The organism is Gordonia sp. YC-XJ4 (assembly GCF_059511865.1).
Window position 1 is genome coordinate 3,491,153 of the sequence record NZ_CM183447.1, and the last position, 20,348, is coordinate 3,511,500.

Sequence of the window (20,348 nt, forward strand, 5' to 3'; positions counted from 1 at the left end):
GCGCGCCCGCAGACGTATCCTGGTGAGCATGGCAAAGGCGCAAGCGGCGAGCAAAGCGGACAAGAAGGCCGCACGACAGGCCCGACGGAAGGCCTCCAAGGAGCGGTTCACGCAGCTCTGGCAGGCGTTCCAGATGCAGCGCAAGGAAGACAAACGGCTGATCCCGTACATGGTCGGCCTGTTCGTGCTGATCGTGGCGATCTTCGTGGTGATCGGTCTGTTCGTCGGCTCTCCGTGGCTGCTCGTTCCCATCGGTGTGGTGCTCGGTATTCTCGCCGCCTTCCTCCTCTTCGGACGACGCGTGCAGAAGACCGTCTACACCAAGGCCGAAGGGCAACCCGGAGCAGCCGGATGGGCGCTGTCGAACATGCGCGGCCAGTGGCGGGTGCAGCAGGCGGTCACCGGCACCTCCCATCTCGACGCCGTGCACCGGGTGATCGGCAAGCCCGGGGTCATCCTCGTCGGCGAGGGCTCCCCGAGTCGCGTCACAACGCTTCTGGGACAAGAGAAGAAGAAAGTCGCGCGCGTTGTCGGCGACACCCCGATCTACCAGATCATGGTCGGCAACGACGACGGCCAGGTGCCGTTGTCGAAGCTCGAACGGCACCTCAACAAGCTGCCGGGCAACATCGACCGCAAGCGCATGGAGACCCTCGAGGGCCGATTGTCGGCGCTCGGCGGCAAGCAGCCCGGACCGGGCATGCCCAAGGGCCCGCTGCCCGGCAATGCCAAGATGCGCAGCATGCAGCGCACCGCGCGGCGTCGCGGCGCCTGATCACGCGGCGCGTGATCACCACGCGGTCAGACGCCGACCGCGTCGGTCACGCGGCGTAACCAACGATCGACGACCGAGTTCCGGCGTCGACTCCGTCGTCGACGAGTAGCAGGTGGCCGGCCACGACCTGCCAGTGTGCCGCGGTGTTCGGTGCCGGCAGGTGCCACCGTTGGGCTCCGGTGCGAATGTCATACGCGCCGAGTGCAGGGCTGCTCGGTCGCTGGTCTGCATCGGCCTCTCCGCCCAGGATCATGCGAACGCCGTCGAAGCCGACGAATCCCTGTCCGAAACCGGCGGTGAAACCACTGATCCGGGAACCGGACCGGGCGTCGAGCACCGTCCACCTGCGCGTGCTGCTCAGGTCTTCGCTGAATTCGTCGACGACGGTGACGACATACCGATCGCCGAGCATCTGCAGTGAGGAACCCTGCGACGGCCGCGTCCACCTCAGGTCGGCGCCGGCTCCCGACGCCAGTCCGATCGTGGTGTTCGACTCCACAGAAATGAAGTCGACATTGATGGCCTGCACCGAGCCGGCAGCACTGTCCCCGGACGAGATACGCCATCCTGAGATCTCACCGGTCCGCACCCCGTCGGCATCGAAGAAGTCGATCGTGTCCCGGCCCGCCCCGGGGAGACCGCTCGTCACGAACCCGGATCGGTGGATGACCACCGCCTCCCGACCGTCCGCCGAGTGCAGTAGTCGGCCGGAGTCGAGGCGAAGAACGGTGACTCCACCGCGAAAACCGCTCAGCGCAACCAGATTCGCGGCTTCGGAGACCACCGGTTGCCCCTGATCGAGCGGCGGGCGCACCGTCCACAACGCCTGCCCGCGGGAATCGAACCTGGTGATGACCGTCTGTAGCGGTGGCACATCGGCGTCGGTACCAAAGCCCGCAACGGGCACCAACGTGGAGTCCACGGGGATCTCCTCGGGGACCGTGATGTTCTCCATCTCGACGGTCAGCACCAGGAAGCCGTCGCCGGCGCGCATGATCCTCGAGGACCCCGAGATCGGGATCGTCGCGGTGCCGAGGTCGTCTCCGGTATCCGGATCGACGAACGACACCCTGGTCACGATCGCGGAACCATCTCTGGCCGTACGGGTGCACGCGAGCCGCTTGTCGCGACTGATGGCGCAGGAGTTCTCCCACCCGATTCTCGGCGCCCTCCATAGTGACCTGCCCGTGTCGGGGTCGATGGCGATCACCGCGGACGGCCGGCCGAGCCTGTTCCGCGACGCCCGCACCAGGAGATGGTCGTCGGCCGCTTCGACGGACACGCTCGCATCGTCGAAGTCTTTGCCGAACAGCGAAGCCGCATCGACTCTCCAACGGGCATCCGGGCGGGCGGACATCGATTCGAGGGTGCGGCTCTGCGGTGGCTGGGTCTCACCACGCTCCAGCACACCGAACGCGGAGAGCACCAGTGCGCCGATGCTCAGGACGGCAGCCAGCGTCAGCGCCTCGCGCCGACCTCGATCCGCACCGATACGCCCGCGCACCAGACGCCCGCCCTCAGCGGCTCCGAACCATCGCGGTGCCGGTCGCGCGATCGTGCAGTGCGCGGCCGTTGTAGTCGTTCATCAGTGCGGGCACCAGGAACACGATCAGCACCTGCCGCATCAATGCACGGATCACGCCGACCGCGGCGACGGGAGCCTTGCCGGCGATCTCGTCGGCCAGGCGCTCGGGTCCGTGGTCGACGCGCGCCACCCGCATGCCCACGGCGAACTGCCCGGGCGTGAAGCCGAACATCGTCACGGTGAACACGCCGATGACGAACCACACGGCGAGCACGGCGAGGCCGAGGTTCGGTGATCCGAAGCCGACGAAGAACAGCGACAGCCCGCCGCCGATGATCCAGTCGACGAGCAGCGCGAGCGTGCGCGGCCACCCGGGGACCAGCGCTCCGGGTCCGCTCTCGGGCAGTCCGAGGTCGGCGCCGCGATATTCGAGGTCGGCCGGTGCGCCCGACTGCGGGCCCGACAACCAGGAGCCGGTGGCCCTGCTCATGCGCGATCACCCCCGGCACCCACATGCCCGGTGCTCGCGTGCTCGGTTCTGCCGGTGATCCGCGGGTCGTTCATGTTTTCCATGGTAGAGGCAGTGACTTCCCTGACGAGATCACCGTTCGCTTTCGTCCGGGGCGTGCATACGGAATAGTTGCCGTGGGCACGACAACGCATCGCCACGGCCGTGTAACACAGGGGAAACACTTCCTTGACGTGCGGGCAACGTCGCGTCCATACGGTTCTGGCTGAGATCCGCCGCGGTTTCTTGCGCGGTGGTCCAGGCGCGTCAGGTCCGCGTGTACACGCCGGCCTGACCCCGACAAGTTAAGGAGTCACCGCACGGTGTACAGCAGCAACGAAGAACTACTCGAGGGCATCAAGAAGGAAGGTGTCGAGTACGTCGACATCCGCTTCTGTGACCTGCCCGGTGTGATGCAGCACTTCTCGATTCCGGCTTCGGCCTTCGACGAGTCGGTGTTCGAGGACGGCCTGGCATTCGACGGCTCGTCGGTGCGCGGCTTCCAGTCGATCGACGAGTCCGACATGATGCTGCTCCCCGATCCGGCCACCGCGCGGATCGACCCCTTCCGTCGCGCCAAGACGATGAACGTCAGCTTCTTTGTCCACGATCCGTTCACCCGTGAGGCCTACAGCCGCGACCCGCGCAACGTCGCCCGCAAGGCCGAGGACTACCTGGCCTCCACCGGCATCGCCGACACCTGCTTCTTCGGCGCCGAGGCCGAGTTCTACATCTTCGATTCGGTCGCCTTCGACTCGCAGATGAACGGCACCTTCTACGAGGTCGAGTCCGAGTCCGGCTGGTGGAACACCGGTTCGCCCACCGACCCCGACGGTTCACCGAACCTCGGCTACAAGGTCCGCCCCAAGGGCGGCTACTTCCCGGTGGCGCCCTACGACCACTACGTCGACCTGCGCGACGAGATGTCGACCAACCTGACCAACGCGGGCTTCGAGCTCGAGCGCGGTCACCACGAGGTCGGTACCGGCGGCCAGGCCGAGATCAATTACAAGTTCAACACGCTGCTGCACGCCGCCGACGACGTCCTGCTGTTCAAGTACATCATCAAGAACACCGCGTACGCGAACGGCAAGACCGTCACCTTCATGCCGAAGCCGCTGTTCGGCGACAACGGCTCGGGCATGCACGCCCACCAGTCGCTGTGGAAGGACGGCAAGCCGCTGTTCCACGACGAGGCCGGATACGCGGGCCTGTCGGATCTGGCGCGCTACTACATCGGCGGCATCCTGCATCACGCACCGTCGTTGCTGGCCTTCACCAACCCCACGGTGAACTCCTACAAGCGTCTGGTGCCGGGCTACGAGGCCCCGATCAACCTGGTGTACAGCCAGCGCAACCGGTCGGCGTGCGTGCGCATCCCGATCACCGGCAACAATCCGAAGGCCAAGCGCCTGGAGTTCCGTTGCCCCGACAGCTCGGGCAACCCGTACCTGGCCTTTGCGGCGATGATGATGGCCGGCCTCGACGGCATCAAGAACAAGATCGAGCCGCACGAGCCCGTCGACAAGGATCTCTACGAGCTGCCGCCCGAGGAGGCCAAGAACATCCCGCAGGCCCCGACCTCGCTGTCGGCGGTCATCGACAAACTCGAAGAGGATCACGAATACCTCACCGCCGGTGGCGTGTTCACCGAGGACCTCATCGAGACCTGGATCGCGCTCAAGCGTGAGAACGAGATCGAGCCGGTCCAGATCCGTCCGCATCCGTACGAGTTCGCGCTCTACTACGACTGCTGATCTCTGACACAAAGCACCGCGGGCCCACCGACAACAGAGCGGTGGGCCCGCGGTGTGCGTGAGACCGGACGGTCGCCGGGGCACCTCATGACGCAGGTCACAGGACAAAATGTGAATGATGCCACGGAGGACCTTTTGCTCTCACGCGATCACATCTCAGCCCGTAATCTTCTTCTCATGTCCCGTATGCTTTTTGTTGAAGATCTCGTCCCCGGCGATCGCATCGCCCTGGACGGCATCCGTGCCGTCGTCCGCAAACAGGTTCCGCATGGCACCGACCAACGCCTCGTCGAACTCGCCCACAGCTCCGACGATCGCAGCGAACTCATCTTGAAGTCCGGCTCCAAGGTCGAGGTCTACTGATCCCCACCCCGTTCTGCTCGCAGATGTGAGCGAACACGATCGGTAACTCCCTCGGAGACCGTGGGCAAGCGGTCGACCGACGGCGTGCGCGCCGCCCACACGATCAGCACCGCGGTCACCACCAGGATTCCGGCTCCCACCCACGCCACCACCGCCATCCCGTCGACGAATGCACCGCGCGCAGCGTCGAGGATCTGTGCGGCCATCTCGGCGGGTTCGCGATGCGCCACCGCGCTCGCCCCGGCCAGACTGCGGCCTGCCTCCACTGGCCCCACGCCCGCCGGATAGCTCACGCGGTAGACCGCGTTGAGCACACTTCCCAGCAGCGCGATGCCCAGCGCACCGCCGAGTTCACTCGATGTCTCCAGCAGCCCCGAGGTCGCTCCGGCACGATCGGCAGGTGCGATCCCGACGACGTGGTCGGCGATCACCGAGGTGGTCGCCACGATTCCGCCGGCGAGCAACGTCGACGCGACGAGCACCACGAGCAGTGAGTCCTGACCGATGAGGGCCGCGAGCAGCGCGAAGCCACAGGCCGCCACCACCAGTCCCCCGACCATCACCGCGGGACGGCCGAACCGTCCGGCCGCCACGGCCGCAGTCGGCGCCGCCACCGCGACGAACAGCGATGGCACCACACTCCACAGGGCGGCCCGCAGCGGGCTGAAACCGAGTACCGACTGCAGGTATTGCGTCACCATGATCGAGTTGCCGAGCAGCGCGAACATGCAGATGAGATTGGTCCAGATCGACGCCGCGAACCGGCGCTCACCGAGAAGCGCCAGGTCGAGCATCGGATCCCCCAGGCGCCATTGACGTCTCACAAAGGCCACCCCGAGCACCACCCCCACGACACCGATCGCCAGCCGGCCCGGCGACCACCCGTCGGCGGCGATCTCCTTGATCGCATAGATCACGGGCAGGATCGTCCCGAACGCCATGAGCGCACTGAGAACGTCGATGCGTCGTCCCGGTACCGCGGTGTGTCCGGGTAGCAGCAGGGGCGCCGCGATCAGCAGGGCGACCATGACCGGAATGTTGATCAGAAACACCGAGCCCCACCAGAAATGCTCGAGCAGCACACCGGAGATGATCGGACCGAGCGCCACTCCCCCGGCCAGCACGGCGTTCCAGGTGGCCACCGCTTTCGCCCGCGCGGCATCGTCGTCGAAGACGTGGCGGATGAGTGCCAGCGTCGAGGGCATCAGCGTCGCACCGGCGACCGCGAGCACCGCGCGAGCGATGATCAGCATCTCCGGCGTGCTCGAGAAAGCCGCGAGCAACGACGCACCGCTGAAGCCGACCGCGCCCCACATGAGAACGCGGCGGTGACCGAATCGGTCGGCGAGCGACCCCATGGTCAGCAACAGCCCGGCCAGCACGAAGCCGTACACATCGAAGATCCAGAGTTGTTGTGCAGGTGAGGGATTGAGATCCGCTGCGATGAACGGAACCGCAAAGAACAACACCGACACGTCCATCGAGACGATGAGCATCGGCAGACACAGCGCAGTCAACGCCACCCAGGGCGAGCGCGCGATTCGTACGTGAGGCATGACACCAAACCTTCCGTCTATGGCATATACTGTTTATTGCCTACGCAGATAGTAGGACTGAACTGTATACGGCGCAAGCAATTAGTAGGATGTCGACATGGATGCTCCGGACGACCCTGACGCCGTCGAGCGCGGACCAGCCGCACCCGCACCGATGCCCGTGCGGTTACCGACGTCGGTCGCACTGCTGTGGGGCCGAGTCCCCGACACCCCCCGCCGAGGCCCCAAACCGACCCTGACCATCCGCGACATCGCCCACGCCGCGGTCGCCATCGCCGACGACCGCGGCTGGGAGGCCGTGTCGATGAAAGCCATCGCCCAGAGCGTCGGCCTCACGGCGATGTCGCTGTATCGCTACGTCGACAGCAAGGACGACGTCATCGATCTCCTCGTCGACGAGGCCTACGGGACCGCCGACCCACGCCTGGCGACCACTGGATCGTGGCGCAAGCGGATCACCGATTGGGCGCACGCGGCGGCATCGACCCTGCGCACACGCCCGTGGCTGACCGAGATCCCGATGTCACGGCCACCGGTCGGACCCAACGTGTTGTCCTGGACCGAGTCGGGCGTCCGCGCCTTCGATCCCACCGCACTGACCGGGCCCCAGAAGATGAATGCCTTGCTGCTGGTGGACGGATTCGTCCGCCAGCACATCCGGCAGTCGGCGCAGATGGGCCTACTGCCGGGCGGCGGGGCACGAGCGGGGGCACGAGAAGGGGCACAGCCACCAACGCCGGGATACGAGGCCGTGGTGGCATCGCTGATCGACCCGGAACGATTCCCCGCCCTGACAGCGGCGGTGCAGTCGATGGCCGACGGTGACGACGATTTCGACGTCGAACAGTTCGAGTTCGGCCTCGGCGTGATCCTCGACGGCCTCGCCGGCATGATCGACGCGCTCGATTGACGGGCGCACCGCCGGCGACGGGTAACCGACCCGCGGCAGGGTCAGCCGCGAGTGCGGTCGAGGTCGGCGAACAGTGCCTGGTTGTGTTCGAAGGCGTGGACCGCCTCGGCCACCAGACGATCCACCCCGGCGTCGTCGAGGGGTAAGGCGTCGAGGCGGTCGCGGTAGGCGTCCTTGTAGCGCTTGAGTTTGTCGATGTCGAAGGCGTAGAACGACAACGCGGAATCCTCGACACCGTAGTGCTGGCGCATCCGATGGGCCACGACCTGACCACCGCTGAGGTCACCGAGGTAGCGGGTGTAGTGGTGTGCGACGTGGCGCGCGGCATCCGAGCGGGTCGCCTCGATCGCCTCGACGTAGGCCGCCACCGCTGGCAACGGGGATACGGCGTCGACGTCGGATCCGAGGGCGGCGAGGTCGGCGCGCAGTCGCGGGACCCGTCGCAGCCGCTCGTCGTGCACCACGCCACCGACCGGATCCTCGGCCAGGGCATCGCCGACCGACTCCAGCGCGCGATAGACGAAGAACAGTTGCTCGGCGAGCCGCCGATACGCGGCGACGTCGAGTCGCCCCGACATCAGATCATCGATGAACGGCGAGTTCTCCGCCTGCTGATGAGCCACTGCGGTCGCCTCGCGCAGACGCGTCGAGACGGCGACCGGCTGGGTGGCGGGGGAATCGGTGAGAGATGTCCTGTTGCCACCAGTGATACCACCCCACACCGGCATCCGTAACCCGAGGACGCCGATCACGGCCGGCGCCACTGCTCCGGTGATACCGACCTCGCCGTGCTCGCCGCCGCTCACCCGGCCACCAGCGACACCACCACTCCGCGGTGATCCGACCCCGCGATGGAGAACGTGTGCACGGCGGTGGCGACGAAGCCGCGGACCACGACCCGATCGATCGCGGCCAGCGGTCGGCCTCCGAGACGATCGGTCGGGAACGTCGGCTGCAGTCGGGCGCCCGCCTGCGAGGTGGCGTCGGCAAAGCCATGGGACAGCAGCGCCCGGTACTGCGCGTGGTCCCAGGTGGCGTTGAAGTCACCGGCGACGATGACCGGACCGTCGGGCAGGTCATGCAATTGGTCGCGCAGCAGCCCCAGGTCGTGATCCCACTCCCCCGCATGCCCCGACAGTGGTGCAGGCGCATGGATCGCGAGCACCCGCGTGCGCGGCCCACCCGGCACCACCGTCTGTGCGCTCAGGTTGTTGAGCAACATGTTCGGTAGCCGACGCTCGTCGTCGAGTGGGCGCAGACTCAACAGCATCCCCCCGGCGGCCGCCGGCCCGGGGAGCGCGTACTCGTACCGAAACCGTTGCGCCAGTGCGCTGTTGCGGATGCGCTCGAGGGCCTGTGGGGTGACCTCCTGCAGCGACACCAGTTGTGCGTCACGCGCCGCCGCGGCGACGTCGTCGACGGACCCCTCACCGAAACGCAGGTTGGCGCTGACGACGGTGAACCGATCGCCCGCGGGTGGGGTCTGCGATACCCACAGCGGCCCTTGCGTGAAGCACACCCCGACGACGGCCAGGACCGCCACGAACAGCGCAATCCACCGTCGCAGGACCGCGAACAGCAGGACCGCCACCGCTCCGGTCACCACCGCGACGGGCACCGCTGCGGTCGCATACACCGCCACCGTCCCGCGGGAGGCGATGTAGTGCAGCCAGATCGCCAGGCCGGTCGCGATGACCAGTAGCCACGCCAGCGACAGGGTGAGGAACCTCAGCAGGGCGCGCAACTCATGCCCCGAAGACCTTGCGCACCACATTCTTCGCGCGTCGGGTGACGCGCAGATAATTCTCCAGGAACTCCGCGGCCTGGTCCTCGGGCCAGCCGGCGGCGAAAGCGATCTGGCGCAACTGCTTTCCCGGCGCCGGGAGTTGATCGACCGGCTTACCCCGGACGAGGACCAGCGCGTTGCGCGCCTTGGTCGCCGTCAACCACGCCTCCTTGAGGATCGCCACATCCGTTTCGGCGAGCAGTTCGGCCGAGCCGATCGCGTCGAGCGTCTGCAACGTCGAGGTGTTGTGCAACGAGGTGTAACGGTGTGCGTAGCGCAGCTGCATCAGCTGCACGGTCCACTCGACGTCGGCGAGGCCACCGCGACCGAGTTTGGTGTGGGTCGCCGGATCCGCACCACGGGGCAGGCGTTCGGAATCGACGCGTGCCTTGATACGACGGATCTCGCGCACCGCCGCCGACGAGACCCCGCCGGCCGGGTAGCGGACCTTGTCGGCCATCAACAAGAACTCGATGCCGAGTTCGTCGTCGCCGGCGACCTGATGGGCACGCAGCAGCGCTTGGACCTCCCACGGCTGGGCCCACTGCTCGTAGTAGGCCGCGTACGCGGCGAGGGTGCGCACGACCGGACCGTTGCGTCCCTCGGGTCGCAGGCCGGTGTCGACGACCAGCGGCGGATCCTCGCTGGGTGAGCCGAGCATCGAGCGGACCTTCTCGGCGATGGTCTGCGACCAGCGCACAGCGGCGGCCTCCTCGGCACCGGGTACCGGTTCACACACGAACAACACGTCCGCGTCGGACCCGTAGCCCAGTTCCAGACCACCGAGACGACCCATGCCGATGACCGCGATGCGCGCGGGTGCCGGCGACTTCCGTTCGGCCTCCGACGCCTTGATCGCCACGGCCAGAGCGGCATTGAGGACCGCGGCCCACACACTCGACAGCGCATGGCAGACCTGTGGGACGTCCATCATCCCGAGGATGTCGGCCGAGGCGATCCGGGCGAGTTCGGCCCGGCGGTGTGAGCGCGCGATCGCCACGGCGCGACGCAGATCGGTCTGTCGGACCGTGGAGGCGATCAGCCCCTTGGCGACATCCTCCGGGCGGGTCTCGCACAGCTTGGGACCGCTCGCACCGTCGGAGTAGAGGTGGATGACCTCCGGCGAGCGCATGAGCAGGTTCGCGATGAACTCCGAGGTGCCCAGCACACGCATCAGTCGTTCGGCGACCACCCCGTCGTCGCGGAGCAGTCGGAGGAACCAGTCGTTGTCCATCTCCTCGCACAGGCGGCGGTAATTGAGCAGGCCGGCATCGGGATCCGGTGTGTCCCCGATGTGTTCGAGCAGCTGCGGCAGGATCAGTAATTGGACCTGTCCACGCCGTCCGGGCGCCGAGGCGAGAGCTCGGATGTGACTCAGCGCCCGCTGCGGCTGTGCGTAGCCGAGAGCGGCCAGGCGCCGTTCGGCCGAGGTGTCGGAGAGCGTGAGCTCCTCGGTGTTGAACCGGGTCGCCGCCTCCAGCAGCGGCCGGTAGAAGAGCTTCTGATGCAGCTTGCGCACCCGCAAAGCCTGGTGCTTGATCTGCCGGCGCAGTACCGCGGTCGCGTCGAGTTCTCCCTCGCGCCGGATGTGCGCCGCGCGGGCCAGCCAGCGCATGCCCTCGTCGTCGTCGAACGCGGGCAGCAGATGCGTCCGCGACATGCGCTGCAACTGCAGGCGGTGCTCGAGCAGCCGCAGGAACTGGTACGAGGCGATGAGGTTGGCGCCGTCGTCCCGGCCGACGTAACCACCCGCGGTGAGCGCCTCGAGCGCGTCGACGGTGGCGCGCACCCGCAGTTCCTCGTCGACCCGACCGTGGACCATCTGCAGCAACTGCACCGCGAACTCGACGTCGCGCAGACTTCCGCTGCCGAGTTTGAGGTTGCGTTCACGCTGATCCTCGGGCACCAGGTCCTCGACGCGGCGGCGCATCGCCTGCACCTCGTGCACGAAGTCCTCACGCTCGGCCGCACGCCACACCATGGGGTTGATGGCCTCGTGATACGCCGCGGCCAGTTCCATGTCGCCGGTCATCGGACGCGCCTTGAGCTGTGCCTGGAACTCCCACGTCTTGGCCCACCGGTTGTAATAGGCCACGTGAGATTCCAGGGTGCGGGTCAGCGCACCCGCCTTGCCCTCGGGCCGCAGAGCCGCGTCGACCTCGAAGAACGCCAGCGAGCCGACGCGCATCATCTCCCCGGCGACACGCGCGGCCACCCCGTCGGCGGGTTCGCTGACGAACACCACGTCCACATCGCTGACGTAATTGAGCTCGCGCGCACCGCATTTGCCCATCGCGATGACACCGAGACGCACCGGGATCGGCTTGTCGCCGCACACTTCCCGGAAGGCGACCGCCAGGGCGGCGGTCAGCGCGGCGTCGGCGAGATCGGCGAGATAGGCCCCCACCTCGGGGAACCACATGACCTTCTCGTCCTCGACCGTCGACGCCACGTCGTGGGCGGCGAGTTGCATCACCAGACTGCGGTAGGTCGCGCGCAGGGCGACGACCGCCCGCGGTCCACTGAACCCGGCGCGAAAGATCTTGTTGCCCTTCTCCTGCTCACCCGGCTCGGCGACGGCGTCGACGGCGGCGAGCATCGTCGCGTTGATCTCGGCGACGTCGGGCAGCGTGTCGGTCTCGAGCAGGTGCCACGACGACGGCTCGGCGGCAAGGTGATCACCGAGGGCATCCGACGAACCGAGGACGCCGAAGAGCCGACCACGAAATCCCTTGTCGGTGCGCAGGAGTGCGTCGATCGCCGACCACTCGTCGGCGGCCGCCGATCGCAGGCGCATCAACGCGCGCAGTGCGAGATCGGCATCGGGGGCACGGGACAGCGACCACAGCAGATCCACCGACTCCTCGGTGTTCCAGCCCAGTTCGGCGAGATCCGCCGACGCCGTGGCGTCGAGCAACCCCAGGCGTCCGGGACTGGGTATGCCACCACGGCCGTGAAGCGTTGTCACCCCACGAAAATAACGTCTGACGCCGACACGTCGGAGCCCGGGCGGCGGATCCGGCCGCGTGTCGCGGTGCGGCTCGACCTACAGCGGTAGGTAGCTCTTGAGTTCGAAGGGGGTGACCAGGCTGCGATAGTTGGTCCACTCGGTCCACTTGTTCCGCAGGAAGTAGTCGAAGACGTGCTCGCCGAGCGCCTCGGCGACCAGCTCGGACTCCTCCATCGCGTGCAGGGCCTCGGCCAGGCTTCCGGGGAGTTCCTTGTAGCCCATCGCGCGCCGTTCGGCGGGCGTCAGCGCCCACACGTCATCCTCGGCCTCGTCGGGCAGTTCGTAGTCCTCGGTGATGCCCTTGAGCCCGGCGGCCAACAGCACCGCGAAGGTCAGGTACGGGTTGCAGGCCGAGTCTGGGCTGCGGATCTCGACGCGGCGCGACGACGCCTTGTTCGGGGTGTAGAGCGGCAGGCGGATCAACGCGGAACGGTTGGCGCCGCCCCAGGTGGCGGCCGTCGGCGCCTCGCCGCCGTGGATGAGACGCTTGTAGCTGTTGACCCACTGATTGGTGACGGCGCTGAGTTCGTTGGCGTGGTACAGGATTCCGGCGATGAACTTCTTGCCGGTCTCCGACAGCTGCATCGGGTCGTCGGGGTTGTGGAAGGCGTTGGCCTCCCCCTCGAACAGGCTCATGTGGGTGTGCATCGCCGATCCCGGGTGCTCACTGAAGGGCTTGGGCATGAACGTCGCCCAGGTGCCCTCGGAGATCGCGACCTCCTTGACGACGTAGCGGAAGGTCATCACGTTGTCGGCCATCGACAGCGCGTCGGCGTAACGCAGATCGATCTCCTGCTGCCCGGGCGCGCCCTCGTGGTGGGAGAACTCCACCGAGATTCCCATCGACTCCAGCGCCTCGATGGCGTGTCGGCGGAAGTTCGGGGCAGCGTCGTGCACCGCCTGGTCGAAGTACCCGCCCGAGTCGGCCGGAACCGGCACACTGCCGTCCAGGGGCGCGTCCTTGAGGAGGAAGAACTCGATCTCGGGATGGACGTAGCAGCTGAAGCCGAGGTCGGCGGCCTTGTTCAATTGCCGGCGCAACACGTGGCGGGAGTCGGCCCAACTCGGGGTTCCGTCGGGCATCGCGATGTCGCAGAACATCCGCGCCGAGTGGTGACGACCCTGCGAGGTGGTCCACGGCAGGATCTGGAAGGTCGACGGATCGGGCTTGGCGACGGTGTCGGCCTCCGAGACGCGGGAGAAGCCCTCGATCGCCGAGCCGTCGAAGCCGATACCCTCGGAAAAGGCGCCTTCGAGTTCGGCGGGGGCGATCGCCACGGACTTGAGGTATCCGAGAACATCGGTGAACCACAGCCGAACGAACCGGATGTCCCGCTCTTCGAGAGTCCGCAGAACGAATTCCTTTTGGCGATCCATGAACGCCGACATTAGGGATGCCCTGTTAAATCCGTGTTACGTTCACAAGTCGAACTCTTCACCCTGGGACTTTGCGATAGTGATCCCACATCGTGAAACACCCTGACCGCGGAATGGAATGCCTTCCTGCGATGTGATCAAAGGCACAGCTCAGGCCGGTGTTCGACGATCACCTCCGGTGCGAAAATGGATTGTCCCACCCGCCCGGGTACCTGCCAGCCAGGACTCGAGGAAGAAAAGAGACAACGATGTCCCCAGAGTCTGTGGTGTCCACCGCATCTGAAATCCCCGCGGCCGAAACCCCCGCGGCCGAAACCTCCGTCTACGGCGGCACGCCCGCCGGCTCCGGCGAGTCCGCCCCCCGCCGACGCATCACCCGTGTCCATCACCTCGCCCAGATGAAGGCCGAGGGCGAGAAGTGGTCGATGCTCACCGCGTATGACTACTCGACCGCCCGCATCTTCGACGAGGCCGAGATCCCGGTATTGCTCGTCGGCGATTCCGCCGCGAACGTCGTCCTCGGATACGACACCACGATCCCGGTCAGCAGTGACGAGCTGATCCCGCTCGCCCGCGCCGTCGTCCGCGGCGCCCCGCACGCGCTCGTCGTCGCCGACCTCCCGTTCGGCAGCTACGAGGCCGGCCCGCAGCAGGCACTCGCGACCGCGGTCCGCTTCTTCAAGGAGGCCGGTGCGCACGCGGTCAAGCTCGAGGGCGGTGAACGCGTCGCCGACCAGATCGCCACGCTCACCGGCGCCGGTATCCCGGTGATGGCCCACATCGGTTTCACCCCGCAGAGCGTCAACGGCCTCGGCGGATTCCGCGTCCAGGGCCGCGGTGACGCCGCCGACCAGTTGATCGCCGACGCCATCGCCGTTCAGGAGGCGGGCGCGTTCGCCGTCGTCATGGAGATGGTCCCGGCCGACCTCGCCGGGCAGATCACCCGCAAGCTCACGATCCCCACCGTCGGGATCGGAGCCGGCCACGAAACCGATGCACAGGTACTCGTCTGGCAGGACATGGCCGGCTTCACCCACGGCAAGACCGCCCGATTCGTCAAGCGATTCGCCGACGTCGGCGGCGAACTCCGTGGTGCTGCAGCCCAATACGCCGACGAGGTGCGTCGGGGCGTCTTCCCCGGCCCCGAGCACAGCTACTGATCCGAGCGCCGCAACGTGCGATCCGTCGACGCCAGGGCAAGGTCGGGCGTCAGCGCACGTTGCGGCGCAGGAGCAGCACGACGAGAGCGATCAGTAACACGACGACGAGAGCGACCACCACTGTGGTCAGCCCGACGTGGCCGCCGTAGCCTCCCAGATGGGCGAACTGGCCGAAGCGACCCACGGAGTTACGTCGGGCCAACAACTCGACGTGCTCGGCGTGTTGGATCATCGCTCTCGTGTCCTTCTCGATTCGGCGCTCCTGGGGAGCTCACCTGCGCTGGGTTGTCACGCTAGCCCCCCAGCCACCCCCGACGCACGGATCGCGACGCCGACGTCATCTACTCGTATGACCAACCGCGCCACCACGATTGCGCCATCACCGGCGTATCGGACATCGCGGCAACGCCGCCGCACTGCGCCCGGGTGTCTAGGCTCGTGAACCATGCGCGACTTCTACCCCGAGATCGAGCCCTACGCCTCCGGACACCTGCCCACCACCGACGGACAACAGATCTACTGGGAGACCTCCGGTAACCCCGACGGCAAACCCGCGGTCTTCGTCCACGGCGGCCCGGGCGGTGGGACCGCTCCCGATCAGCGTCGCTTCTTCGATCCGCACCGCTATCGGATCGTCCTGTTCGATCAGCGCGGCTGCGGTCGCTCCCGCCCGCACATCGCCGACGGCGCCGACCTCTCGGTCAACACCACCGGCGCACTGATCGCCGACATGGAGGCGCTGCGCGAGCACCTCGACATCGACACCTGGCAGGTGTTCGGGGGTTCCTGGGGTTCCACGCTCGGGTTGGCCTATGCGCAATCCCATCCGGACCGGGTGTCGGAGCTGGTCCTGCGCGGCATCTTCCTGCTGCGACGCAGCGAGATCGACTGGTACTACAACGGCGGTGCCGCGCACATCTACCCCGACATCTGGGAGTCCTATCTCGCGCCCATCCCCGCCGCCGAGCGCGACGGTGACCTCGTGGCCGCCTATCACCGGCTGCTGACATCGGCCGAGCCGGAGGTCGCCGCGGCCGCCGCCCGTGCCTGGACCGGTTGGGAGCAGGCCACCAGCTATCTCATCCCGAAACCCGAGGAGGCCGCGGCGGCCAAGGAGGACTCCGGGCCACGCTTCGACATCGCCTTCGCCTCGATCGAGAACCATTACTTCGTGAATCACGGCTTCCTCGACGACGGCCAACTGCTGCGCGACATCGACCGCATCGCCGACATCCCCGGCGTCATCGTGCAGGGCCGCTACGACGTCGTCTGCCCCATGCGCAGCGCGTGGGATCTGCACCGGGCGTGGCCGTCGGCGCAGCTGCACATCGTCGACGACGCCGGACACGCATCCTTCGAACCGGGCATCCGGAGCAGACTCATCGAGGCGACCGACGCCTTCGCCGACGACGTCCGGTGATCACCCGCATATACACTTCACGCGTATCCGACATCCGACAGGAGGACCAGTGGCAACCGAACAGGTCGAGGTAGAGCTGAAGTTCGACGTCGAAGCCGGAACCGCCACCCCCGATCTGCGGGTGTTGCCCGGCGTCGTCGGCGCACGCGAGCCCGAGACGTTCACCCTCGACGCCACGTACTTCGACACCGACAACCTGGATCTGGCGGGCAACCGGATCACCCTGCGACGTCGCACCGGTGGCCACGACAGCGGCTGGCATCTCAAGCGCCCCAGTGGCATTCCCGGCGCCCGTCGAGAACTGCAGATCGGGTTCGACGAGGCTCCCGCCGACGGCGATCTCCCCGACGCCCTGTTGATCCCGGTGCTCGCGCTGACCCGGCACCGCAGCCTGATCCCGGTGGCGGTGATCTCCACCTCCCGCACCATCACCACCCTCTTCGGGGTCGACGAGGAGCCTCTCGCCGAATTCGCCGAGGACCTCGTGACCGCGCGGTCGCTGCTGCCCGGTGGTGAGGTCGCGCAGTGGGCCGAGTGGGAGTTCGAGTTGCTCTCCGGTGGCACTCCCCGATTGCTGAAAGCCGCCCAGAAACTGCTGCGCTCGGCCGGCGGATCGGACCCGTCGAGTGCCTCGAAGCTCGCGCGTGCCATCGGTTCGACGCCGACGACGACCGTCGAACCACGGTTGCCCAAACGCCCGTCGGCGTTGGAGCTGGTGGTCACCGACCTGACCCTGCATCGCAATGCCCTGCTCACCTACGATCCCGAGGTCCGGGTCGACGCGCCCGACGCCGTGCATCAGATGCGGGTGGCCACCCGCCGCTTCCGCAGCGTGCTCTCGGGTTTCCCGACGGTCCTCGACCCGCACCGGACCGCCCACATCAACGACGAGCTGCGCCTGCTCGCCCGAATCCTCGGTGACGCACGGGATTCGGAGGTCCAGCTCGAGATCGACACCGCGTTGTTGCGTGGGGAGTCGCCGTCGGAGGCCTTGGTCTCGGCGCTGACGGGGACCGAGTCGGACTCGCATGACCGCGCGATCCGCGCCGCCCATGCTGCGATGAACTCCGAGCGTTACTTCCGGCTGCTCGACGACATCGACGTCCTGATCACCGATCCGCCGGCCGGACCCGACGCCGACATGCCGGCCGCCGCGGCGGTCGACGCGGCGATCGCCAAGAGCCGCAAGAAGATTCGAAAGGCTCAGGCAGAACTCGCGACCTTCCCCGAGGGTTCGCACGAGTGGCAGGAGCAGGTGCACGTCATCCGCAAGCGGGCCAAGAAGTTGCGCTACGCCACCGATGCGGGAGAACCGTTGGGCATCAAGCGTTATCAGAAGATCGCTGCGGTGGCCAAGAAGATCCAGTCGGCGCTCGGCGATTTCAACGACACCCGGATCAACCGGGCGCGCCTGGCCGAGCTCGCCGAACGCACCGATCTCCCCGGTCGTGACATGTTCCTGCTCGGACGGCTCGACGCCCTGCAGGAGGCCGCCGGAACACGCGCCCTCGATGCCTACCGCAAGGCCGCCAAGGACCTCTGAGCTTTCGTGCTCAGCCGACCGCCGCGAACCCCACGGTGCGCCGTACCGGGTCGGCAGCGGTCAGCTGCACCCGAATCCTGGTCGCCGACGCCGGATTTCCGCTACAGCCGGCAATGACGGCCGGATCGTCGATGAAGATCCGGGCGGGCTTCTTCGCGTCGGCCTCGGCGAGGACCACCGCGTCGAAGACCTCCCCTACGCGGCCGGCGAGAACCGTCGCCTCGGCCAGGTCGATCGAGAGCCGGTCCGCCGAGGCCCCCAGGGAGTCGGCCGACCGCAGGATCTTCGGCAGGGTGGGAAATGCGCGCGTCACCCAGTCGGGTACCGGCTCACCGGCGGTGATCGCCAGACATGCCTCGGTCGCGAAACGATCACCCAGCCGCCGTAGCGGCGCGGTGACGTGGGCGTAGATCCCGCCGATCGCTGCGTGCACCATCGCCGACGGCGCCGGCGTCTCGCCGCCCCCGAGGGCGAGATAGCCGGCGCCACGCATCAGTGAGCCGGCGTGCGACATCAACGCCAGGGTCGACGGCGCATCCGCCGGCAGAGCGGCGAGGAACTCGCCTGGCGCCTGCTCGTCCGGCCAGTCCACACCCACCGCGCGTGCCGTGTCACGCAATGCCCGCACGGCACCGGGCTCGGCAGGCGGCAGGGTCCGCAGCAGTCCGACGCCCGCGTCGGCCATCAGGGTTCCGGCGCACATCCCGGCGAGCAACGACACCTGCGCGTTCCACATGTCCGCCGGTGTGTGCGGCGCGATCTGCAGGCTCCAGCCGTCGGCGTCGTGCACCACCTCCTGGTCGGGGAGGTCGAGTTCGATTGCGCCGCGCGACAAGGCGATCCGCTGCCGCAGTGCACCGAAGGCCGGTAGCGCCGTGATGGACGGGTGCGCCCGGCCCGCCGCGGCGTCGGCGGTGACGCCCGAGTAGTCGAGGCGGGCCACCGAACGCACCAGGGCGCGACGCACCGCCACGTCGCCGATCTGTCCGTCGGCGCCGACGTGGATGGTCCAGAGGACGGCCGGGCGCGCCACACCGGGCAGCAGCGAACCGCTGCCCTCCGACAGGACCCGCGGATGCAACGGGACCGAGCCATCGGGAAAGTAGACGGTGGTGCCGCGTCGACGACTCTCGGCGTCGAGGGCGCCCTCCGGTTCGATGAGGGCGGCGACGTCGGCGATCGCGTAATCGACCACGAAACCGTCGCCATCGGTGGCGATGTGCACGGCCTGATCGAGGTCCATCGATCCGGGCGGGTCGATCGTCACCAGGGGTAGATCGCGGTGGTCCTCGCGCTGCTCGGCATATCGGTCGCGTGCGTTGGCGGCTTCCTCCAGTGCGGCGTCGCCGTAGTCCTCGCTCACCCCGAGTTCTCCACGGATGGCGTCGAAATCGATCTGGGGCGCCGACAGTCTGCGTTGCACTCCCCGACCATAACGCCGCACTCGGCGTGCAGACGGTGACATGCATGCGTGATCAGCGTCGACGATGACGTCGGGTGCCGGAGGGGGCGAACGAGTCGGCGTGTAAGCCGGATCCTGTCCCGACCGTGAGGTCGGTGGCGACCATCCATCTGGGCACACCGTCGCCGGGTACCTCGAGCGGCCCACCCGCGGACTGGGGCGAGCAGCCCTCATCACGTCCGCGCACACGCACCGCAAGCGGTCCGTGCTTCGGCCTTGCTCCGGGTGGGGTTTACCGAGCCGACGCGGTCACCCGCATCGCTGGTGCGCTCTTACCGCACCGTTTCACCCTTACCGGCCGTGCGGCCGGCGGTCTGTTCTCTGTGGCACTGTCCCGCGGGTCGCCCCGGGTTGCCGTTGACAACCACCCTGCTCTGTGGAGTCCGGACTTTCCTCGGCGCGTGGCGTTTCCAGTGACTGGCCGTCCCACGCGCCGCGGCCGCCCGGCCGACTCGTTCGCCCGTACAGGATAGCGTCCGGGGTGTCACCGGCGATGCGAGGTGTCGCCTCACCGAAGGTGCGCCGTGTCACTTCTCCGCAGGTGCGAGGTGTCATTGACGCAGCGGACGACCGCACCGCCGTCGGGAAAGAACTCGGCCACCGACACCGACGCCAGGTCGAGGTGCAACCGGAACAACAACTGCGGTCCGACGTCGAGGGCGTGGCGCAGGAGGGACTTGATCGGGGTGACGTGACTGACGACGACGACGGTCTGGCCCGGATAACGTTGCAGCAGAAGGTCGTTGGCGGCGATCACCCGTGCAGCGGTCTGGGTGAAGCTCTCCCCACCGGGTGCGGGCACCGACTCGTCACCGAGCCACCGTGCGTGGACCTCGGGGTCGCGAGCCTTGGCCTCGGCGAAGGTCAGTCCCTCCCACGCACCGAAGTCGTTCTCGATGAGGTCGTCCTCGGCCACCACCTCTCCGCCGACGAGGTCGGTGATCGCCTGGGCGGTCTGCCTGGCCCGGTCGAGGGGTGAGCTGACGACCGCGGCGATCGGCTGCTCGGACGCCGCACGCTGTGCCGCGCGCAGCGCCTGCGTCACTCCCAGGTCGGTCAGCGGCGGGTTGCCGCGGCCCGAGTACCGCCGGTCCACCGACAGCGCCGTCTGACCGTGACGGACCAACACGATGCGGGTCGGGGCGGCCATCTGGCCCTGCCACGACGGCGTTGCGGGGGTGTTCCCGGAGGGGGTG

The 20,348-nt window shown here is 67.6% G+C and carries 17 protein-coding genes and 1 other RNA gene; 7 read left to right on the plus strand and 11 right to left on the minus strand.

The window, feature by feature from the left end; genetic code table 11:
• Window positions 1–28 precede the first annotated feature (28 nt).
• The gene (locus AC5ZH6_RS15425) at window positions 29–775 is read left to right on the plus strand and encodes a DUF4191 domain-containing protein (protein WP_020170886.1); all 747 of its coding nucleotides are present in this window, start codon (window positions 29–31) and stop codon (window positions 773–775) included.
• Between the two features lie 46 nt (window positions 776–821).
• Here the strand turns inward: AC5ZH6_RS15425 and AC5ZH6_RS15430 are convergent, their stop codons facing one another.
• The gene (locus AC5ZH6_RS15430; RefSeq protein ID WP_496167428.1) at window positions 822–2,279 is read right to left on the minus strand and encodes a 9-bladed beta-propeller domain-containing protein; all 1,458 of its coding nucleotides are present in this window, start codon (window positions 2,277–2,279) and stop codon (window positions 822–824) included.
• A 13-nt stretch (window positions 2,280–2,292) separates the two neighbouring features.
• Window positions 2,293–2,790: an RDD family protein gene (locus tag AC5ZH6_RS15435; RefSeq protein ID WP_006370568.1), complete on the minus strand. Its 498-nt coding sequence runs from the start codon at window positions 2,788–2,790 to the stop codon at window positions 2,293–2,295.
• 341 nt (window positions 2,791–3,131) lie between these two features.
• Here AC5ZH6_RS15435 and glnA (AC5ZH6_RS15440) point away from each other — a divergent pair, with 341 nt between their 5' ends.
• Both glnA (AC5ZH6_RS15440) and AC5ZH6_RS15445 read left to right on the plus strand, forming a co-directional pair.
• On the plus strand, window positions 3,132–4,565 hold the full coding sequence (gene glnA / locus AC5ZH6_RS15440) for a type I glutamate--ammonia ligase (protein ID WP_006370569.1): 1,434 nt from the start codon (window positions 3,132–3,134) through the stop codon (window positions 4,563–4,565).
• 177 nt (window positions 4,566–4,742) lie between these two features.
• Window positions 4,743–4,928 (plus strand): hypothetical protein, encoded by a 186-nt coding sequence (locus AC5ZH6_RS15445; RefSeq protein ID WP_026920045.1) that lies wholly within the window; start codon window positions 4,743–4,745, stop codon window positions 4,926–4,928.
• On the opposite strand, the gene AC5ZH6_RS15450 is transcribed toward AC5ZH6_RS15445, so the two are convergent.
• Window positions 4,922–6,484, minus strand: a complete 1,563-nt coding sequence (locus AC5ZH6_RS15450) for an MFS transporter (protein WP_496167429.1) — start codon at window positions 6,482–6,484, stop codon at window positions 4,922–4,924. The two genes, AC5ZH6_RS15445 and AC5ZH6_RS15450, sit on opposite strands and share 7 nt — an antisense overlap.
• Window positions 6,485–6,581: 97 nt before the next feature.
• Between AC5ZH6_RS15450 and AC5ZH6_RS15455 the strand changes: the two genes are divergently transcribed.
• Window positions 6,582–7,394: a TetR/AcrR family transcriptional regulator gene (locus AC5ZH6_RS15455; protein ID WP_014360399.1), complete on the plus strand. Its 813-nt coding sequence runs from the start codon at window positions 6,582–6,584 to the stop codon at window positions 7,392–7,394.
• Between the two features lie 41 nt (window positions 7,395–7,435).
• On the opposite strand, the gene AC5ZH6_RS15460 is transcribed toward AC5ZH6_RS15455, so the two are convergent.
• From AC5ZH6_RS15460 to glnA (AC5ZH6_RS15475), 4 genes are all read right to left on the minus strand, one after another.
• Complete coding sequence (locus tag AC5ZH6_RS15460) at window positions 7,436–8,200, minus strand: biliverdin-producing heme oxygenase (RefSeq protein ID WP_014360400.1); 765 nt, start codon at window positions 8,198–8,200, stop codon at window positions 7,436–7,438.
• Entirely contained in the window at window positions 8,197–9,138 is a 942-nt protein-coding gene (locus AC5ZH6_RS15465) for an endonuclease/exonuclease/phosphatase family protein (RefSeq protein ID WP_014360401.1), read from the minus strand. Before AC5ZH6_RS15465 ends, AC5ZH6_RS15460 begins: the two co-directional genes overlap by 4 nt.
• A 1-nt stretch (window position 9,139) precedes the next feature.
• The gene (locus AC5ZH6_RS15470; protein ID WP_081482507.1) at window positions 9,140–12,148 is read right to left on the minus strand and encodes a bifunctional [glutamine synthetase] adenylyltransferase/[glutamine synthetase]-adenylyl-L-tyrosine phosphorylase; all 3,009 of its coding nucleotides are present in this window, start codon (window positions 12,146–12,148) and stop codon (window positions 9,140–9,142) included.
• Window positions 12,149–12,226: 78 nt separating this feature from the next.
• The gene (gene glnA, locus AC5ZH6_RS15475) at window positions 12,227–13,567 is read right to left on the minus strand and encodes a type I glutamate--ammonia ligase (RefSeq protein WP_026920042.1); all 1,341 of its coding nucleotides are present in this window, start codon (window positions 13,565–13,567) and stop codon (window positions 12,227–12,229) included.
• A gap of 248 nt (window positions 13,568–13,815) precedes the next feature.
• Here glnA (AC5ZH6_RS15475) and panB point away from each other — a divergent pair, with 248 nt between their 5' ends.
• Window positions 13,816–14,727, plus strand: coding sequence for a 3-methyl-2-oxobutanoate hydroxymethyltransferase (gene panB / locus AC5ZH6_RS15480; RefSeq protein ID WP_043456537.1), 912 nt, complete (start codon window positions 13,816–13,818; stop codon window positions 14,725–14,727).
• A gap of 49 nt (window positions 14,728–14,776) precedes the next feature.
• Here the strand turns inward: panB and AC5ZH6_RS15485 are convergent, their stop codons facing one another.
• On the minus strand, window positions 14,777–14,959 hold the full coding sequence (locus AC5ZH6_RS15485) for a hypothetical protein (RefSeq protein WP_014360403.1): 183 nt from the start codon (window positions 14,957–14,959) through the stop codon (window positions 14,777–14,779).
• A 213-nt stretch (window positions 14,960–15,172) separates the two neighbouring features.
• Here AC5ZH6_RS15485 and pip point away from each other — a divergent pair, with 213 nt between their 5' ends.
• Both pip and AC5ZH6_RS15495 read left to right on the plus strand, forming a co-directional pair.
• A complete protein-coding gene (gene pip, locus AC5ZH6_RS15490) occupies window positions 15,173–16,147 on the plus strand; it encodes a prolyl aminopeptidase (protein WP_006370579.1) in 975 nt (324 codons plus the stop codon).
• 49 nt (window positions 16,148–16,196) lie between these two features.
• On the plus strand, window positions 16,197–17,690 hold the full coding sequence (locus tag AC5ZH6_RS15495; protein WP_014360404.1) for a CYTH and CHAD domain-containing protein: 1,494 nt from the start codon (window positions 16,197–16,199) through the stop codon (window positions 17,688–17,690).
• 10 nt (window positions 17,691–17,700) lie between these two features.
• Here AC5ZH6_RS15495 and AC5ZH6_RS15500 read toward each other — a convergent pair whose 3' ends face one another.
• The 3 genes from AC5ZH6_RS15500 to AC5ZH6_RS15510 form a co-directional block, all read right to left on the minus strand.
• Window positions 17,701–19,113, minus strand: coding sequence for an RNB domain-containing ribonuclease (locus AC5ZH6_RS15500; RefSeq protein ID WP_014360405.1), 1,413 nt, complete (start codon window positions 19,111–19,113; stop codon window positions 17,701–17,703).
• 87 nt (window positions 19,114–19,200) lie between these two features.
• Window positions 19,201–19,607, minus strand: an RNA gene (rnpB, locus tag AC5ZH6_RS15505) — RNase P RNA component class A.
• Window positions 19,608–19,660: 53 nt separating this feature from the next.
• Window positions 19,661–20,302: a histidine phosphatase family protein gene (locus AC5ZH6_RS15510; protein ID WP_035728130.1), complete on the minus strand. Its 642-nt coding sequence runs from the start codon at window positions 20,300–20,302 to the stop codon at window positions 19,661–19,663.
• Between the last annotated feature and the right edge of the window lie 46 nt (window positions 20,303–20,348).

Excerpts from the sequence above, each read along its gene's own strand:
- AC5ZH6_RS15425 (WP_020170886.1), top strand. The coding sequence starts at position 29 with ATGGCAAAGGCGCAAGCGGCGAGCAAAGCGGACAAGAAGGCCGCACGA.
- AC5ZH6_RS15435 (WP_006370568.1), bottom strand. The coding sequence starts at position 2,790 with ATGAGCAGGGCCACCGGCTCCTGGTTGTCGGGCCCGCAGTCGGGCGCA.
- AC5ZH6_RS15445 (WP_026920045.1), top strand. The coding sequence starts at position 4,743 with ATGTCCCGTATGCTTTTTGTTGAAGATCTCGTCCCCGGCGATCGCATC.
- AC5ZH6_RS15450 (WP_496167429.1), bottom strand. The coding sequence starts at position 6,484 with ATGCCTCACGTACGAATCGCGCGCTCGCCCTGGGTGGCGTTGACTGCG.
- AC5ZH6_RS15455 (WP_014360399.1), top strand. The coding sequence starts at position 6,582 with ATGGATGCTCCGGACGACCCTGACGCCGTCGAGCGCGGACCAGCCGCA.
- glnA (WP_026920042.1), bottom strand. The coding sequence starts at position 13,567 with ATGGATCGCCAAAAGGAATTCGTTCTGCGGACTCTCGAAGAGCGGGAC.
- panB (WP_043456537.1), top strand. The coding sequence starts at position 13,816 with ATGTCCCCAGAGTCTGTGGTGTCCACCGCATCTGAAATCCCCGCGGCC.
- AC5ZH6_RS15485 (WP_014360403.1), bottom strand. The coding sequence starts at position 14,959 with ATGATCCAACACGCCGAGCACGTCGAGTTGTTGGCCCGACGTAACTCC.
- pip (WP_006370579.1), top strand. The coding sequence starts at position 15,173 with ATGCGCGACTTCTACCCCGAGATCGAGCCCTACGCCTCCGGACACCTG.
- AC5ZH6_RS15510 (WP_035728130.1), bottom strand. The coding sequence starts at position 20,302 with ATGGCCGCCCCGACCCGCATCGTGTTGGTCCGTCACGGTCAGACGGCG.